A 16,862-nucleotide genomic window follows, 5' to 3' on the forward strand; every position below is an offset into this window, starting at 1 on the left:
CGACGTCTACCCAGTTCAACCACAACGCTTACTACTGTATATATCCAATTCATAGAAATAATACTTCAAGAAACAATCCGTGATTTGTTCTGGCAGTTTTACGACACCAGTCGCTGAATTCGACTGGATAGTTTATTAATTCCTGTCTGCTTTGTCATAATTTGCAATCTTTTGCGGATGCAAAACTGGGGTCAACATTGCAATCAAGCATTCTGTTTTGTTACTTTTTTGAGAGCCCGTAGGTTGGGGTGACGTAGGAACCCCAACGGACTTCCATGCAGGTGCCCCAGATGTTGGGGTTCATGCTTCACCCCAATCTACCCATACTGCGTTTTTGTCATTGTGTCATTGTATTGCCCCACATAGTACTCCAGCGGCTGTTAGGTTGACGGGTATCAGGGTTCCGCTTTTCAGAAGGTGTTTTACGGCTCCACGCGTATCCCGGGCCACCCGAATCTGCTAGGATTCAGTGGCCGGTTGGCGCTTCAGCCGGTCCGTTGGCGGCATCCCGTCCACGCTGTTTTCCGGGGCGCGGTCTGTTGCTTTTCCTGTTGAGCATCATTGATGTGAATAACCCCGATGATCTCCAGCCATATACACCTTGAACGCTGATGGATGACACCCCTGAAACACAGAGCGATGCCACCACGCAGGAGTTGAGGGAGCTGCGCGAGAAGGCGGAGCGCTTCGACCGTTTCACCCGCAGTCTCCCGGCGATGCTGTACGACTACATTATCAACCATGACGGCATCAGCCACTGCCTCTACTGCAGCGCCTATTCGCTGGAGCTACTGGGCATCCCCCCTGAAGATTTTCTGGCGGATATGGACAGGTTCTGGAACCTGATCCATCCGGACGACCTGACTCGCTTCAGGGAGCTTGATCTGAAGACCAACCGGGAGGAAGTGACTTTTTCCATGGATACCCGGGTCGTTTTAGCCTCGGGCAAGGAGAAGTGGATCAGAGTCTCCTCGAAGAAGAACCCCCCGCAAGGTGATCAGCCGGCCATCTGGTCCGGTTATATGATTGATATCAGTGGAACCAAGCAGCTTGAATTAATGTTGCAGGAGCAGGCCACCCACGACGCCCTCACCGGCCTCGGCAACCGGCACTATTTCCAGCGCCACTTCCGGGACGAGCTGTTGCGCAAGGACCGTTACCAGCGGGACAGCGCGGTGCTGCTGCTGGATCTGGATCACTTCAAGAAGGTCAACGACCGCTATGGCCACGACGCCGGCGACTTTGTACTCATGCGGGTCTCACAGCTTGTTAAGGCGCAACTTCGGGAGGTCGATGTCCCGGCACGCTGGGGCGGCGAGGAGTTCTGTATTCTGCTGCCGGAAACCACACTGGACGATGCACTGGCCGCCGCCGAGCGCATTCGCGCCGGTCTGGCGCGGGAACCGCTGGATTACCAGGGCGAGGCGATCGAGGTCACCGCCAGTATTGGCGTGACCACCCTCAATGCCGATGACCGGCGGATCGAGCCCGTGATCAAGCGGGCGGACGCGGCCCTCTACCGGGCCAAGCGTGACGGCCGCAATCGGGTCGCCCACGGCTGACCATCAGATAGCCAGCAGGATCATCTCCCCTTCCATGCGCACCGGGTAGCTCCTGGCACAGCCCACGTCAGGGGCGACGGCCTCGCCGTTTTCCAGCTCGATCACCCAGTTGTGCAGCGGGCAAGTGACCCGGTGACCGTGCAGGATACCCTCGGAGAGCGGACCCTGTTTGTGCGGGCAGCGGTTGGAGAGTGCGAACACGCTGTCATCCGCGGCACGGAAGATGGCGATCTCATCCGTTGCGGTGCGCACCACCCTGGAACCCAGCCGGGGTATTTCATCCAGCTTGCCGATTTCCACCCACTTTTCACTCATGACTGCTGACATATCACTCTCCTATCTGTTTTATCGGGGTGAACTCGTGGGCTTCCGCCCCCTTGGCGCGCGCGGTCCAGGGGTCGTGCTGGGCTACGTCCTGGGATTCCAGGAAGCGCGTATACAACGCCTTTCTGCCATCAACATCTTCCAGGATGCGTTTCTTGATATAGGAGAGTCCAATGCGTTCGATCCAGGGCGCGGTGCGCTCCAGGTAGCGCGCCTCTTCCCGGTAGAGCTGGATAAAGGCGGCGCAGTGCTCCATCACCTCCTCTTCCGTTGTGACACGGCAAAGGACATCGGTGGCGCGCACCTTGACCCCGCCGTTTCCGCCGATATGCAGTTCGTAACCGGAATCAACACAGACCACGCCGAAATCCTTTATGGTCGCCTCGGCACAGTTGCGCGGACAACCGGAGACCGCCATCTTGAATTTGTGCGGCATCCAGGAGGCCCAGGTCATCTCTTCCAGTTGAATACCGAGCCCGGTGGAGTCCTGGGTACCGAAACGGCACCAGGTGGAACCGACACAGGTTTTCACCGTGCGCAGCGCCTTGCCGTAGGCGTGTCCCGAGACCAGGCCGCGTTCGGTGAGGAACGCCCACATGGCCGGCAGGTCCTCCTTCTTCACCCCCAGCATGTTGATGCGCTGGCCGCCGGTGAGATTGACTTCGCCGACATTGAATTTATCCGCCGCGTCGGCGATGGCGCGCAATTCATCGGGCGTGGTCTTGCCGCCGAGGATGCGCGGGATCACCGAGAAGGTACCATCCTTCTGAATATTGCCGTGCACCCGCTCGTTGACGAAACGGGACTGGGCATCATCCTGCGCCTTGCCCGGCCAGGCGGAGATCAGGTAGTAGTTGATGGCCGGGCGACAGACATGGCAACCGTCCGGGGTGCGCCAATCCATCTTGTCGAATACGCCCTGCTTGTCGGTCAGTTCATATTCACGAATAGTGGAACGCACCTGGTCGTGGGTAAAGTCGGTACAGGCGCAGAGCGGTTTGGCCTCCGGCGCCGAGTAGTCACCGCCCAGGGTGTTGGCCAGGATCTGTTCCACCAGACCGACACAGGAACCGCACGAGGCCCCGGCCTTGGTATGGGCCTTCACCTCATCCACGGTGAACAGACCCTCGCTGGTGATCGCCTTGACGATATCGCCCTTGCAGACGCCGTTACAGTCGCACACCTGGGCCTCGTCGCCCATGGCCGAGGCCTTGGACTGGCCGCCGTGGCCGGAGCTGCCGAGATGGGCCGCTTCGCCGAACAGCAGGCTCTCGCGCATGTCGGAGATATCGGTGCCTTCACGCATCAACTGGAAGTACCAGGCACCGTCCACGGTGTTGCCGTAGAGCACCGCGCCGCTGATGCGATTGTCCTTGATAACCAGCTTTTTATACGTGCCACCGGCCTGATCCTGAAACACGATCTCTTCAGTCTGTTCGTCACCGTGAAAATCCCCGGCGGAGAAGAGGTCGATACCGGTCACCTTGAGTTTGGTGGAGGTGACCGAACCTTCATAACGACCATAGCCCAGCTCAGCCAGATGGTTGGCGCACACCTTGGCCTGCTCAAACAGTGGTGCCACCAGGCCATAGCAGGTGTCGCGGTGCTGTACGCACTCGCCCAGGGCATAGATGCGTGGATCGTAGGTCTGCATGGTGTCGTTGACCACCACGCCGCGCTCGCAATAGAGACCGGCCTGCCTGGCCAGCTCGATATTGGGACGGATACCCACGGCCATTACCACCAGGTCGGCATCCACCACCGAACCGTCGGCGAAGCGTACCGCTTCGACACGCTTGTCACCCAGAATCGCCTCGGTTTGCGCACCCATCAGAAAGTGCATGCCGTTCTCTTCGAGAGATCGTTTCAGCATGGCACCGGCCGCCGCATCCAGCTGGCGTTCCATCAGGGTATCCATGAGATGGACAACGGATACGTCCATACCCTGTTTGATCAGGCCGTTGGCCGCTTCCAGTCCCAGCAGGCCACCGCCGATCACCACGGCCCTTTTGTACTGACGTGACGCCGCCAGCATCTGTTCCACATCGTGGATATCACGAAAACTGATCACGCCCTCCAGGGAGGCACCGGGGACGGGTATAATGAACGGCGAGGAACCGGTCGCCAGCAGCAGCCGGTCGTACCCGGCCTCTACCCCGTTGGCAGCGACCACTTTGCGTTGCACCCGGTTGATCTCAACCACCGGCGAACCGCTGTGCAGGGTAATGTCGTGCTGCTGATACCATTCCCGCCTGTTCAGAACGATTTCATCAAACTGTTTCTCGCCCGCCAGCACCGGTGAGAGCAGGATGCGGTTGTAGTTCGGGTGAGGCTCGGAACCGAATACCGTAATGTCATATTTATTCGGCTCCAGCTTCAGCAACTCCTCCAGGGTTCGCACGCCGGCCATGCCGTTGCCTATTAATACCAATCGCTCTTTCATGTTTTGCCTCTCAGACAGATCGGGTCGATCAAATATCCAAATTCATACCGTCCTTTTGCAACCGCTATGCCAACTTGTTGCCAGGGCGGCAAGGTCGCGGTTTGCCGGTAACAACGGGGGAGATGTGTATCTGGAAAATGATTCAACATGGTGCCTGCGGGTGACCGCGTGCACTGAAATATGGCAGGCCGAAAAGGTGAGAACAATACTGACCCGAAATTGGGCAAATCCCTGTTTTATTGCACCCGTAGAGTGCTGAAATCCTTGACCAACCTCAACGATGTTTGTTTTTTGTTTTAATAATCAGTTGGTTATAAAACTGGCACAAGCAATGCTAAAGACAGGCCATTGTTGTCTATCTCTGGAGCATCACTATGTCGGAAAGCAAGTTAAGTCTCTTTTCATTCAGCGGAAAGACCCGAACGCTGCATATCACCTGGTTCGCGTTTTTCCTCTCTTTTATGGTTTGGTTCAATCACGCCCCATTGCTGGCGTCGATCCAGCAGACCCTGGGACTGACCGCACAGGAGGTGAAGGCACTGTTGATCCTGAACGTCGCCCTGACCATCCCGGCACGCATTATTATCGGTATGCTGGTGGACAAGCTGGGACCGCGCATCGTCTACTCCGCGCTGCTGTTTATATCCAGTTTTATCTGCTTTGCTTTTGCCATGGCGGACTCGTTCGAGGCATTGGCCATCAGCCGTTTCCTGCTCGGTTTTGTCGGTGCCGGATTTGTTATCGGTATCCGCATGATCGGCGAGTGGTTCCCGGCCCGACAGGTCGGACTGGCCGAAGGCATCTATGGCGGCTGGGGTAACTTCGGTTCCGCCGCCGCCGCTCTTTCACTGCCGACCATCGCTCTGCTGTATGGCGGCGACGAGGGTTGGCGTTATGCCATCGCCTCCACCGGTGTCATCACCCTGGTCTACTCGATCATCTATTACAGGCTGGCGCGCAACACCCCCAAGGGATCGACCTATTTCAAACCGAAAAAGACCGGCGCCATGGAGGTCACCAGCAAGGGCGACTTCTTCTTCTACCTGCTGATGAATATTCCCATGTACGCCGCGCTGGCGGTGCTGACCTGGAAGCTGGGCCCGACCAACCTGGGCATGCTGGACGAGGCCGTCACCTACAGCATATACGTCGGACTGGTTCTGCTCTATGGGTATCAGACCCTGCAGGTATGGCGTATCAACGGCCACATCTTTATCCGGCCGGTCGCGAAGATACACCGCTACAAGTTCAAACAGGTGGCGATCCTGGACGTGGCCTATCTGGTCACCTTCGGTTCTGAACTGGCCGTGGTGTCGATGCTGCCGCTGTTCTTCAAGGAGACCTTCGACCTCTCCCTGGTACAGGCCGGACTGCTCGCCTCCGGTTATGCCTTCATGAACCTGCTGGCGCGACCCACAGGCGGTCTGTTCAGCGACCGGTTTGGGCGCAAAAAATCACTGACCATTCTGATCGGCGGTCTGGCGGTCGGCTACCTTGTACTCAGCAGCATCACTCCCGAATGGCCCATTGCCCTGGCGGTGCTCGCTACCATGGCTTGCTCATTTTTCGTGCAGGCGGGAGAGGGCGCGGTGTTCGCGATCGTACCGCTGGTGAAGCGGCGCATGACCGGACAGGTAGCCGGCATGGCGGGCGCTTATGGTAATGTAGGCGCAGTGCTGTTCCTGACCGTCTTCTCCTTTGTCACGCCGCAGCTGTTTTTCCTGGTGATTGCCGGTGCGGCCATTGTCACGCTGGGCGCCGTGCAGTTCCTGGATGAGCCGGAGGGTCAGACCGCCGAAGTAATGCCGGACGGTACGGTACAGATGATCGACGTCAGTTGATCGGCACTGATGCCCGCCCGGGCGCATGAACGCCCGGCGGGTGATCCGGACAGACCTTTCACGCACACAGAATACAGATGACCAGCCGTCTCGAAATCGATTACGCCTGCTGCACCGAAACCGGCGCCAAGTCGCAAAACGCCGATGCGGCGGACGCGCGCATCCCGCCCGATGATCTGCTGTTGAGCAAGGGCGTGGCGGCGGTCATCGCCGACGGCATGAGCAGCAGCGAGGGCGGTCATGAAGCGAGCCAGATCTGTGTCACCGGCTTTCTCAATGACTACTTCAGTACCCCCGAGTCCTGGAGTGTAAAGACCTCGGCCAGCAAGATTCTCAGTGCACTCAACACCTGGCTCTGTGGTCAGGGGCAGAGCCGCTACGACTCGCCCAAGGGGATGGTCACCACTCTCAGTGTGGCGGTAATCAAATCCACTACCGCCCATCTGTTCCATGTGGGTGACAGCCGCATCTATCTCTATCGCGAACAGAAACTGAAACAGCAGACCAAGGATCATCGGGTCTGGGTCTCCAGGGACCAGGACCTGTTGTCCCGTGCCATGGGCATCGACAGCCACCTGGAGATCGACTATCGCTCCCTGGCGCTCCAGGTAAACGACCTGCTGCTTTTCACCACCGACGGCGTGCACGATTTTCTCACCGACCGGCAATTGCAGAAACTGCTCAGGGAGCATCAGGGCAATCTGCAGCAGGCGGCCAATGCGATTACCGTGACGGCCCTGGAACAGGGCAGCAACGACAATGTTACCTGCCAGCTGCTCAAGGTGATGGCACTGCCCGACGAGCAGATCGATGACATCTATCAACGGGTGGCGGAGCTGCCATTTCCACCCAACCTGCTGCCCGGCATGAACATTGACGGCTTTCAGATCATGCGTGAAATTCATGCCAGTAAACGCAGCGAGGTCTACCTGGCAATCAATGACGAGACCGGGGAACGAGTAGCCTTGAAAACCCCTTCGGTCAATTTCAGCGATGACCCGGACTTTCTCAACGGATTCCTTAACGAGGAGTGGATCGGGCGACGCATCAACAACCCCCATGTCCTGAAGGTGCATAAACCGGGTCGCCGGCGTTTTCTGTATCACGTCACCGAATACCTGGATGGACAGACACTGCGACAACGTATGGACGACCTGGGCCAGATGGATCTGGAGCAGACACGCGAATATCTCACCCAGATCATCAGCGGTCTGCGCGCTTTCCACCGTATGGAGATGATTCACCAGGACCTGAAACCGGACAACATCCTGATCAACAAAAACGGCATTCTGAAGATTATCGACTTCGGCTCGACCCGAATTGCCGGGGTACAGGAACAGCACAACAACAACTCCCAGATCCCTCTGGGCACCATCAACTACACGGCCCCCGAGTATCTTGACGGCACCCCGGGCAGTCACCGCTCCGATATTTTCTCCCTCGGCGTCATCGCCTACGAGATGCTGACCGGCACATTGCCCTATGGCGACCATGAGCAGGCACTCCCGGCTCGCAAAATGGGTTATCAATCCGCCCGGGAGCATAATCCGGCCGTCCCCGCCTGGATCGATGGCGCACTGAGAAAGGCCACCCATCCACTGCCGGAAAAACGTTACGAGGCACTCTCAGAATTCCTGCAAGACATGACCCATCCCAACCTGGAGCTGATCACCCTCAGGCAGAAGCCGTTATTGGAGCGACATCCACTGGGTTTCTGGAAAACCCTGACGGCACTGCTTTTTCTCACCAACCTGGTGACCCTGCTGTTGCTCTTCGCGACACAATAGACAAGCGTCACGCCGTGGCTAATAATGGCGGGCATATCCTGCGGCACGGGCAACACACAGAACGCCCCGATGCAGGAATTTTATAATACGAGCCGGATAGCGGCCGGAAAGAATCCCAGGGAGGATGCGTTATGCTCAACCGACTACTCGGCATCATCGGACTCGTCTGCTGTGCGCAGTTCAGCCTGCAGGCGGCCGCGGCCACCGAACCGGGTAAACTGACCGGCGGTGTTCCAACCGTACACCCGGCCTGGTTCAAAGAGAGTTTTCTGGATATTGCCGAAGACGCGGAAGAGGCCGCCGCGGCGGGCAAGCATGTGATCCTGTTCATGCATCTGAACGACTGCCCCTACTGCGCCAAGATGGCCGACGAGAACTTCGCCAACGCCCCCTACACCCCGTTCATTCGGGAAAATTTCGATGTCATCCAGATCAATATCAAGGGCGACAGGGAAGTGGCTTTCGATGCCAGTACCAGCGTCTCGGAGAAGGAGCTGGCCAAGCTTCTGAAGGTGCGTTACACCCCCACCATTCTGTTCCTGAACAAGGAGAACCAGACCGTGCTGCGCCTGAACGGCTACCGCTCGGTCCCCGCTTTCAAACATGCCCTCGACTATGTGCAGCAGAAGGCCTACCTGCAGACCAACCTGAGCCGATTTATCGAGCAGCAGCAGACCACACCGCTATACCGCTTCCGCGACCACCCGATGCTGCAACAGGTCACCGACCTGCAATCGGTGGCGGATAAACCACTGGCTATGCTGTTTGAAGACAGCAGTTGCGACGCCTGTGATGCCCTGCATGACGGACACTTGAAAAACCCGGAAATCCTGAAGGTTCTGGAGAATTTTACCTTTGTCAGGCTGGATGCCAATGCGACCGATCCGATCATCGATCCGACGGGTAACAACACCACGCCAAAGGCGTTTGCCGAGCAACTGGGGCTGACCTACCGGCCCGGTATCGTGCTGTTCGACCAGGGCCGGGAGATCAGTCGTATCGACGGCCTGCTGTTCACCTACCATTTTCAGGAGGTGTTGCGCTACGTGGGCGAGCGGCACTATGTGAAATACCCGAAGAATTTCTACGATTATCTCAATGTGCGCACGGCAGAGATTCTGAAAAGCGGCAAGAATATCGATTTGTCGAAATAGCCGTAAAGATGGATGTGCTATCGCTTATCCACCCTACGATCTGACTGTAGGAGGTCCGACCCGAGCCGAATTCGCGGCGTGGGCGCCGCTCCTACCGGGCAAATCGCAAAGAAATTCGCGACTGAAGCCGCTCCTACAGATACGCTTGGCCGCAGGAGAGGTGTTTGACCTGTAGGAGGCCCGCCCCGGGCCGAATTCACAGTTCGTAGGTTGGGGTGAGGTACGAACCCCAACCTACGAACTGGAAACCTCATTCCAACCGCGAAGAACGCAAAGTACGCAAAGTACGCAAAGTACGCAAAGTACGCAAAGTACGCAAAGAGATACCATGACTTACCTGCCTTTTCCGGTGCAATCCGGCGGTGAAGGCTAGAGCCCGTAGGTTGGGGGCCCGCCCGGCCATCCCTGGACAAAAAAAGGGCAGCCGCGAGGCTGCCCAACTGGGGAGTGTTTCTTTGAATTCGTTTCAGGTCAGGGCGACGTATTCAAAATCGCCCGGCTTTTTGTCGATGCCCACCTTGGGAGGGGCGATCCAGTCGGCGTATTTGCCTTTCTCTGTGACCGGCTTCATCAGGCTCAACAGATAATCCTCATCGGCCTGGGACGGCAGCCACTGGGCGGATTTTTCCTGCCACGCCTCGGCACTCAGCAGATTACCCTCGGGATCTACGTGCAGATCGGCAAACTCGCCCACCCGCCGGTTGAACGCCTTGTGCGGAACGGAAATCTCGAAATCCACACCGCTGCCCTCAAACAGCTTGTTCCAGCGTTTGACGCCGGCCGTGGCGTCGGTAATGTAATCATCCAGCAACCGGGCGTTGATGGCATTCAGCGCCGTCTCTTCCACCACTTTCAGCTCGCCATCCACATGGCGCAGCACCGGGTAGGTATCATTCAATAACTGGTGATCATCCTCGATCCGGTCCTCACGGAAGCGCCCCTTGATACCGGCATTGAAGGCGTTGGCGGCGTTGGTGGAGACCTCCGCGCCAAACAGGTCCAGGGTCACCGAGAAGTGGAAGTTGACCTTGCGTTGCAGGGTCGGCAGATCCACCACGCCAAGGGCGCGCACCGCATCCACCTCGTTGGGGTCAGTGATACCGGCCTCCTGCATCCGCTCCAGGGTCTTGCGGATCACCCGCGAGACACCGGATTCACCCACGAACATGTGATGTGCCTCTTCCGTCAGCATGAAGCGGCAGGTGCGTGCCAGTGGATCGAAGCCGGACTGGGCCAGCGACTCCAGCTGCATCTTGCCGTCACGATCGGTGAAGAAGGTGAACATGAAGAAAGAGAGCCAGTCCGGGGTCTTCTCATTGAAGGCCCCCAGGATACGCGGTTTGTCCTCATCACCCGAGCGGCGGTCGAGCAGCGCCTCCGCCTCTTCACGGCCGTCCTTGCCGAAGTATTTCTGCAGCAGATAGGCCATGGCCCAGAGGTGGCGACCCTCCTCCACATTGACCTGGAACAGATTGCGCAGGTCATAAAGTGACGGACAGGTCTTTCCCAGGTAGCGCTGCTGTTCCACCGAGGCGGGCTCGGTATCACCCTGAATCACGATCAGCCGTTTCAACATGGAGCGGTACTCACCCGGCACCTCTTGCCAGGCCGGCTCACCCTTGTGCTTGCCGAACGGGATCACCCGTCCCTCTTCCTTGGCCGCCAGCAGGATGCCCCAGCGGTATTCCGGCATCTTTACATAGTCAAAAACCGCCCAGCCCTTGGGATCGGCACCGACCGCGGTCCGCAGATAGACCTCTGCATCCTGAAATCCGTCAGGTCCCATGCTCTTCCACCAGTCGATAAACTCGGGCTGCCACTTCTCCATGGCGCGCTGCAGGCGGCGATCCTCGGACAGATTGACATTGTTCGGGATCTTGTCGGCATAGTTGACTTCGATGGTTGGAGTCATTTCTGTGGTCTGTTCACTCATGTTGTTACACCCTTTTCTGATCATAATGTGGACGTTCACCCGTGCCGAAACACTTCAGTGCACCCTGCTCCCCGACGGCATTGGGACGTTGAAATATCCAGTTCTGCCAGGCGCTGAGTCGGCCAAAAATCTTGGTTTCCATGGTTTCCGGACCGGCGAAACGCAGATTCGCCTCCATGCCGGTCAGGGCATCCGGTGAGTAGCTGGCCCGCTCCTCCAGCAGGAAGCGGATATCGTCTTCCCAGTCGATATCATCCAGGGCGAAGGTAACCAGTCCGGCATCGGCTGCCGCCTCGGCCGAGAGGGATTCACCGATCAGTGACCGCGCCTTCTCCAGCGTATCCGGCTCACCCAGGAAGCGGGTCTCCAGGCGCGTCAGGCCATTACCCATCGGCAGCGGACCGAAATTCAATTCAGACAGACGGATGGTCGGCGCCGGCCGGTCATCGCCTTCGAACTGCCCCTCCAGCATGTAGCTGCGATCCACGGCAAACAGGATATCGGCCAGGAAACCGCTGAAACAGCTGCCGGGTTCAACAAAGGCGAAGGTGCTGCGGGAGGTGTAGTCGATCCGCTTCAGGGTCCGCTTCAGATATAGCAGTATCTCGCGGATGAACCAGTCGTCCCGATGTTGCAGCAGGAAGCGCTCATAGGCGGCTACCTGTTCGGCATCACCCTGACTCTTGAAGATCAGGGTGCCGGTCTCCGGTTCATTGGTGCGCAGATGCAGCAGGGCACTGTCCAGCTCACGGATCAGCGCCAGTGGCCAGAAGTGGCAGCCCTGTACCTTGGCGGCGGCAAGATCATCAGGCACCGACGCCGTCGGCCCCTTCAGGATCAGCGTCGCCACGCGCGTCGCGCGGTCCACGGACAGATCCAGATGCGGGTAATGCAGATGGGTCTCGTCACCGCCGATCTCCAGCGGCTCCAGTTCGATGCCCGATTCATTGTCCGGCCGGTCTGAACCCCCGGCTATCGCCTGGGCCCGCTCATCCACCGCCTCCTGGAATTTGGACGAGACCACGACCTCATCCACCAGCCGCCAGTCGACGGCCCGCTGGCCTTTTACGCCCTCTTCAATGGAGCAGAATACATCCGCCAGATCCCGGCGCATCTTGCGCTTGTCCACCAGGCGGGTCAGTCCGCCGGTCCCCGGCAGCACCGCCAGTAGCGGCACCTCGGGCAACGATACGGAGGCGTTGCCATCATCCACCAGCATGATGTGATCGGCCGCCAGGGCCAACTCGTAACCACCGCCTGCGGCCGTGCCGGTAATGGCGCAGAGATAGCGCTGACCGGAAAATTCGCTGGCATCCTCGATGCTGTTGCGGGTCTCGTTGGTAAACTTGCAGAAGTTGACCTTGTGTACATGGGTGGAGCCACCGAGCATGCGGATATTGGCCCCGGCGCAGAACACCCGCTCCTTGGCTGATTCCAGGATCACACTCTTCACCTCCGGGTGTTCGAAACGCAGGCGCTGTACGGCGTCATACAGCTCAATATCGACGCCCAGATCATAAGAGTTGAGCTTCAGCTCATAGCCCGGCATCAGGCCGCCATCCTCCTTAACGTTCATTCTGAGCCTTGCAACCGGCCCCTCAAAAGCTAACTGCCAATGCTGATATGCCGCTGGATTGGTCTGAAAACTGATCATCGGTATCCTCGTTTTAGGTCGAGAGAACAAGCACTATATTTCCTTGTATTTCGGTAAGGATATGGCATTAAATGACATTTGTCACGTTTTTTCTCATGAAATATATTTCATGTTCTGCAATGCCAGTAAATCCCGCAGACCTCAGGTTTGCTTCAGACAGAGTATGGTTCGGAATTGGCCGGGTGTGTGGCGGTGTGACAGCAAAAAGGGATAATCCGGTGAAACCGGGACACCGCCATAGGGCGGGCCAGGTCCGTCGTCGGCGCCCACGGGGCGCCCTATGGCCTACCTGCGCTACGGTTACTTGGCTTTTTGGGAATAGGAGGCGGCCAAAAGCCCGCGCATACAATCGGCGAGCAGGGCCAGATCCGACTTACGATGATAGGCGGTCCGCCAAACCAGGCAGAGCTCGCGATGCGGACCCTTCTCCGCCAGGGGACGCACGGCGATCTGGTTCTGAGCCAGGAAATCATCATCCACCGCCATCTCCGGCAAGAAGGTGATGCCCTGCCCTCCGGCCACCATCTGCACCAGGGTATAGAGACTGGTGCCCTGAAACGAGGCCCGCTTGGCCATCGCCTTCATATGACAGACAGCCAGGGCGTGATCCCGCAGACAGTGCCCCTTCTCCAGCAACAGCAGTTCATTACCCGGCAGTTTCTGCGAAGCGATGGGGCCACCCCGACTCAAGGGATGGTCGGCGGGGAAGGCGACCAGAAAGTTCTCCTGCCAAAACACCTGGTATTCCAGCCCACCCAGATCAAACGGCAGGGCCAGGATGGCACAGTCCAGTTCGCCGGCGGCCAGCCGTTCCAGGAGATTGTGGGTCTGATCCTCCAGCAGATAGAGTTCGAGTTCCGCAAATCCGCTACGCACTCCCGGCAGCACCTTGGGTAACAGGAAAGGGCTGATAGTGGGAATCACCCCCAGCCGCAGTTCACCGCTCAGCGGTTTGCGGTCGACCTGGGCATCCAGCACCAGGGATTCGGTCATGCTGATAATCTCCCGGGCCTTATCCGCCAGCTCGATCCCCAGCTGGGTCGGAATCACCTTGCGCTTGGTACGCTCCAGCAGTTGCACCCCCAGCAGCGATTCAAGCTCCTGGATCGCGGTACTCAGGGTCGACTGGGTGACGAAGCAGCGCTCGGCCGCCTGCCCGAAATGGCACAGTTCGACCACCGTGACCAGGTAATGAAGCTGGCGCAGTGTTGGCAGGTTCATAAATCGTATTTTCCTATTAAATTCAGTTTTTAATTCAATTGGAACGAATTTACACCATTCGGTAACCTACATCCATCGCATTCAATCACTGGAGAAAATCATGACTGAACAGAATATTTCACAGACGGTGCAAAACCTTGAGGCGGCGTTTGCCGGTGAATCCATGGCCAACCGCAAATACCTCTACTTCGCCCGCATCTGCCGTGAACTCGGCGCCACCGAGGTTGCAGAGGTGTTCGAGAAGACCGCGGAACAGGAGACCGCGCATGCGTTCGGGCACCTGGATCTGCTTTACCCCAAGGATACCCTGAGCGTGGAGAAGATGCTGGAACTGGCGATCGAGGGCGAAACATACGAATATACGGAAATGTATCCGGCCTTTCGCCACACCGCACTGGAAGAACAGAACCACGCTGCGGTCGCGGAGATGGACGAACAGATCGCCGAGTCGGCCGAACATGCCGAGCGTTTCTCCAAAATGCTGGAGACCGCGGCCAAACGCTTCAACGCGCTGGCCAAGATCGAGGAGCGCCATGCGAATCACTACCGGGACGCCCTGAGCCGGGTCGGTAGTTAAGATAACAATAAACTTGGGTGTGAATTTTTTTAAAGAAGGAATAGAACATGAAAAAGTATCAATGCGTTGTATGTGACTTTATCTATGACGAAGCCAAGGGACTGCCCGACGAGGGCATCCCCGCCGGAACCCGCTGGGAAGATATCCCAGACGACTGGGAATGCCCCGACTGCGGCTCTTCCAAGTCCGACTTCGAGATGGTGGAGATCTGATGCCGGGCTGATACCTGTCGGTTGGAACCGCCGCAACGGATTGTGGCGGGACCGCCACTGACAGGCTTTTATATCCGTGAGTACGCATGTAGAGGAGCTGCCGGGATTACGGATGGTTAGGCAGTAACTAACAATATAAAGAGAAGGATGAAGTAAATGTCCATCGTAATCATCGGCACCGGCATGGCCGGCTATAATCTGGCGCGTGAAATCCGCAAATCCGATACCGAGGTGGCGCTGGTACTGGTTACCGCCGACGGCGGCAATGCGTACCCCAAGCCGGCTCTCTCCAACGCCCTGATCCAAGGCAAGCAACCGCAGCAGATCATCTCGGCCGACGCCGCCACCATGGCGGAACGGTTGAACGCGGTGATCCACACCCGCACCCGGGTTCAGTCCATCGACACCGCCAACCGGCAGGTGATCACCGATCAGGGCAATATATCCTATGACCGGCTGGTGCTGGCCACCGGCGCCCGGCCGATACGTCTGCCGTTCAAGGGCGATGCCGCCGATGAGGTGCTGTCGGTGAATGACCTGGAGGAGTACAGCCTGTTCCGCGAAAAGATCGAACAGGCCAGGCGGGTGGCCATTATCGGCCCCGGGCTGATCGGCTGTGAATTTGCCAATGACCTGATTGTCTCCGGCCGGCAGGTCGAGGTGATCGGCCCCGACCCCTATCCCATCAGCACCCTGCTGCCGGAAGCGGCCGGGAAAGCCCTGCAGGACGGGCTGGCTGCCGCCGGCGTGCGCTGGCATCTGGGTACCGTGGTTGAAGAGATCAACCACAACGACGCGGGATATCAACTCAGACTGACCGACGGTAATATCGTCATGGCTGACGTCATACTCTCGGCGATCGGACTGAAGCCGGATCTGGACCTGGCCCAGTCGATCGCTCTGGAAACCAATCGCGGGATTGTTACTGACCGGACACTGCAGACCAGCCAGCCCGGTATCTACGCCCTGGGGGACTGTGTCGAGGTGGCGGGGCTGAACCTGCCGTTTGTCATGCCGCTGATGAATGCCGCACGGGCCTTGGCCAAGACCCTGACCGGAACGCCAACCCCGCTCAGCTACCCCGCCATGCCGGTGGGCATTAAAACACCTGCCCATCCGATCGTGGTTTCGCCCCCGGCGCGCGGTACCGAAGGCGACTGGGAGATCGAACAGGATGAAAGCGGTGTGCGGGCGCTGTTCCGGTCATCCCAGGGTCAACTGCTGGGTTTCACCCTGACCGGGAATTATGTGGACGAGAAAGCCCAGTGGACCAAACAGGTGCCACCGGTCTTGGCCTAACAGGGACGAAAATGGATCGCCGGTGAATGGCACTGACTTAAGCTCAAACGTAGGGTGGGTTAGCGTTTTTTGCGTAACCCACCACCAGGCGTTGCGCAGCAACACAACCCGTTTGTTTAAGGTGTGCCTGACGGCAAGCTTGGTGGGTTACGGCGCAAACAACGCGCCTAACCCACCCTACGTTGTACTGTGGCTGATGGGAGAGTGATTACAAATAATCGCATCGATTCACACCACCCTTATGATCTTCTGGAGCTATCCATGGTCAATAGTAATATAGGATATGATTCCAAAAGGGCGGTTTGCGTCCTGTTCAGTGCAGAAATGCAGCAACAGGCGCTCAACCGGTTCCATCACATTCACGGGGGAACACAGATGAAGAAATCGCTCAATCTACTGATTGCGCTGGCAATGACGGTTGCACTGGTCGGCTGTACCACCAGCGGCTTGACGGGGACCACCTACACTCGCGACGAAGCACGCAGAGTGCAGACGGTCAAGTACGGAACGGTGGAATCCGTCACCCCGGTTGTGATCGAAGGCAGAACCGACGGTATTGTGGGTACCGGCTCCGGGGCCGTTATTGGCGGCATCGCCGGCAGTACCGTGGGTGGCGGCAAGGGTCGCAGCATCGCTACGGTAGTCGGTGCCGTCGCCGGCGGCCTGGCCGGCCAGGCTACGGAGAAAAACCTGACCACCAAGCAGGGCCAGGAGATCACCATTCGCATGGAATCGGGGGAAATCCTGTCGGTTGTCCAGGAAGTCGAGAACGACCGCTATTTTCATGCCGGCGACAGAATCCGCCTGCTGAAACAGGGCGGCGTCACCCGGGTCGCCTATTGATTGGTCTACAAT

General features: G+C 58.1%; 13 protein-coding genes. 8 read left to right on the plus strand and 5 right to left on the minus strand.

The features are described 5' to 3' along the window. Nucleotides 1-611 precede the first annotated feature (611 nt). Nucleotides 612-1,562: a sensor domain-containing diguanylate cyclase gene (locus tag ACHZBF_RS11790; protein ID WP_321528537.1), complete on the plus strand. Its 951-nt coding sequence runs from the start codon at nucleotides 612-614 to the stop codon at nucleotides 1,560-1,562. A 3-nt stretch (nucleotides 1,563-1,565) separates the two neighbouring features. Here ACHZBF_RS11790 and nirD read toward each other — a convergent pair whose 3' ends face one another. Both nirD and nirB read right to left on the minus strand, forming a co-directional pair. Next, nucleotides 1,566-1,889: a nitrite reductase small subunit NirD gene (gene nirD, locus ACHZBF_RS11795; RefSeq protein WP_321528538.1), complete on the minus strand. Its 324-nt coding sequence runs from the start codon at nucleotides 1,887-1,889 to the stop codon at nucleotides 1,566-1,568. Between the two features lies 1 nt (nucleotide 1,890). Then, the gene (gene nirB, locus ACHZBF_RS11800) at nucleotides 1,891-4,329 is read right to left on the minus strand and encodes a nitrite reductase large subunit NirB (RefSeq protein ID WP_321528539.1); all 2,439 of its coding nucleotides are present in this window, start codon (nucleotides 4,327-4,329) and stop codon (nucleotides 1,891-1,893) included. 374 nt (nucleotides 4,330-4,703) lie between these two features. On the opposite strand from nirB, the gene ACHZBF_RS11805 reads away from it, so the two are divergent. The 3 genes from ACHZBF_RS11805 to ACHZBF_RS11815 all read left to right on the plus strand — a co-directional run bounded on the left by ACHZBF_RS11805 (nucleotide 4,704) and on the right by ACHZBF_RS11815 (nucleotide 9,111). After that, nucleotides 4,704-6,170 (plus strand): NarK family nitrate/nitrite MFS transporter, encoded by a 1,467-nt coding sequence (locus tag ACHZBF_RS11805; protein ID WP_029134436.1) that lies wholly within the window; start codon nucleotides 4,704-4,706, stop codon nucleotides 6,168-6,170. Nucleotides 6,171-6,247: 77 nt separating this feature from the next. Beyond that, nucleotides 6,248-7,957: a bifunctional protein-serine/threonine kinase/phosphatase gene (locus ACHZBF_RS11810; RefSeq protein ID WP_037375784.1), complete on the plus strand. Its 1,710-nt coding sequence runs from the start codon at nucleotides 6,248-6,250 to the stop codon at nucleotides 7,955-7,957. 131 nt (nucleotides 7,958-8,088) lie between these two features. Further along, nucleotides 8,089-9,111 carry a thioredoxin family protein gene (locus ACHZBF_RS11815; protein WP_321528540.1) on the plus strand — a complete coding sequence of 341 codons (1,023 nt, stop codon included), beginning with the start codon at nucleotides 8,089-8,091 and terminating at the stop codon, nucleotides 9,109-9,111. Between the two features lie 466 nt (nucleotides 9,112-9,577). Here the strand turns inward: ACHZBF_RS11815 and boxB are convergent, their stop codons facing one another. The 3 genes from boxB to ACHZBF_RS11830 all read right to left on the minus strand — a co-directional run bounded on the left by boxB (nucleotide 9,578) and on the right by ACHZBF_RS11830 (nucleotide 13,919). Further along, a complete protein-coding gene (gene boxB / locus ACHZBF_RS11820) occupies nucleotides 9,578-11,044 on the minus strand; it encodes a benzoyl-CoA 2,3-epoxidase subunit BoxB (protein WP_245621788.1) in 1,467 nt (488 codons plus the stop codon). A 4-nt stretch (nucleotides 11,045-11,048) separates the two neighbouring features. Continuing rightward, nucleotides 11,049-12,698: a 2,3-epoxybenzoyl-CoA dihydrolase gene (boxC, locus tag ACHZBF_RS11825; protein WP_321528541.1), complete on the minus strand. Its 1,650-nt coding sequence runs from the start codon at nucleotides 12,696-12,698 to the stop codon at nucleotides 11,049-11,051. Between the two features lie 300 nt (nucleotides 12,699-12,998). Further along, nucleotides 12,999-13,919 carry a hydrogen peroxide-inducible genes activator gene (locus ACHZBF_RS11830; protein ID WP_273440552.1) on the minus strand — a complete coding sequence of 307 codons (921 nt, stop codon included), beginning with the start codon at nucleotides 13,917-13,919 and terminating at the stop codon, nucleotides 12,999-13,001. Between the two features lie 100 nt (nucleotides 13,920-14,019). Here ACHZBF_RS11830 and ACHZBF_RS11835 point away from each other — a divergent pair, with 100 nt between their 5' ends. The 4 genes from ACHZBF_RS11835 (at nucleotide 14,020) to ACHZBF_RS11850 (ending at nucleotide 16,850) form a co-directional block, all read left to right on the plus strand. Continuing rightward, the gene (locus ACHZBF_RS11835; protein ID WP_273440551.1) at nucleotides 14,020-14,496 is read left to right on the plus strand and encodes a rubrerythrin family protein; all 477 of its coding nucleotides are present in this window, start codon (nucleotides 14,020-14,022) and stop codon (nucleotides 14,494-14,496) included. Between the two features lie 47 nt (nucleotides 14,497-14,543). Beyond that, the gene (locus tag ACHZBF_RS11840) at nucleotides 14,544-14,708 is read left to right on the plus strand and encodes a rubredoxin (RefSeq protein WP_273440550.1); all 165 of its coding nucleotides are present in this window, start codon (nucleotides 14,544-14,546) and stop codon (nucleotides 14,706-14,708) included. 156 nt (nucleotides 14,709-14,864) lie between these two features. Then, complete coding sequence (locus ACHZBF_RS11845; RefSeq protein WP_321528542.1) at nucleotides 14,865-16,007, plus strand: FAD-dependent oxidoreductase; 1,143 nt, start codon at nucleotides 14,865-14,867, stop codon at nucleotides 16,005-16,007. A gap of 375 nt (nucleotides 16,008-16,382) precedes the next feature. Continuing rightward, a complete protein-coding gene (locus ACHZBF_RS11850; RefSeq protein WP_321528543.1) occupies nucleotides 16,383-16,850 on the plus strand; it encodes an outer membrane lipoprotein in 468 nt (155 codons plus the stop codon). The last annotated feature ends 12 nt before the right edge of the window (nucleotides 16,851-16,862 follow it).

It is taken from the genome of Sedimenticola selenatireducens (assembly GCF_963675335.2).
Taxonomy (GTDB): Bacteria; Pseudomonadota; Gammaproteobacteria; order Chromatiales; family Chromatiaceae; genus Sedimenticola; species Sedimenticola selenatireducens.

Excerpts from the sequence above, each read along its gene's own strand:
- ACHZBF_RS11790 (WP_321528537.1), top strand. The coding sequence starts at position 612 with ATGGATGACACCCCTGAAACACAGAGCGATGCCACCACGCAGGAGTTG.
- nirD (WP_321528538.1), bottom strand. The coding sequence starts at position 1,889 with ATGTCAGCAGTCATGAGTGAAAAGTGGGTGGAAATCGGCAAGCTGGAT.
- nirB (WP_321528539.1), bottom strand. The coding sequence starts at position 4,329 with ATGAAAGAGCGATTGGTATTAATAGGCAACGGCATGGCCGGCGTGCGA.
- ACHZBF_RS11805 (WP_029134436.1), top strand. The coding sequence starts at position 4,704 with ATGTCGGAAAGCAAGTTAAGTCTCTTTTCATTCAGCGGAAAGACCCGA.
- ACHZBF_RS11810 (WP_037375784.1), top strand. The coding sequence starts at position 6,248 with ATGACCAGCCGTCTCGAAATCGATTACGCCTGCTGCACCGAAACCGGC.
- ACHZBF_RS11815 (WP_321528540.1), top strand. The coding sequence starts at position 8,089 with ATGCTCAACCGACTACTCGGCATCATCGGACTCGTCTGCTGTGCGCAG.
- boxB (WP_245621788.1), bottom strand. The coding sequence starts at position 11,044 with ATGAGTGAACAGACCACAGAAATGACTCCAACCATCGAAGTCAACTAT.
- boxC (WP_321528541.1), bottom strand. The coding sequence starts at position 12,698 with ATGATCAGTTTTCAGACCAATCCAGCGGCATATCAGCATTGGCAGTTA.
- ACHZBF_RS11830 (WP_273440552.1), bottom strand. The coding sequence starts at position 13,919 with ATGAACCTGCCAACACTGCGCCAGCTTCATTACCTGGTCACGGTGGTC.
- ACHZBF_RS11835 (WP_273440551.1), top strand. The coding sequence starts at position 14,020 with ATGACTGAACAGAATATTTCACAGACGGTGCAAAACCTTGAGGCGGCG.
- ACHZBF_RS11840 (WP_273440550.1), top strand. The coding sequence starts at position 14,544 with ATGAAAAAGTATCAATGCGTTGTATGTGACTTTATCTATGACGAAGCC.
- ACHZBF_RS11845 (WP_321528542.1), top strand. The coding sequence starts at position 14,865 with ATGTCCATCGTAATCATCGGCACCGGCATGGCCGGCTATAATCTGGCG.
- ACHZBF_RS11850 (WP_321528543.1), top strand. The coding sequence starts at position 16,383 with ATGAAGAAATCGCTCAATCTACTGATTGCGCTGGCAATGACGGTTGCA.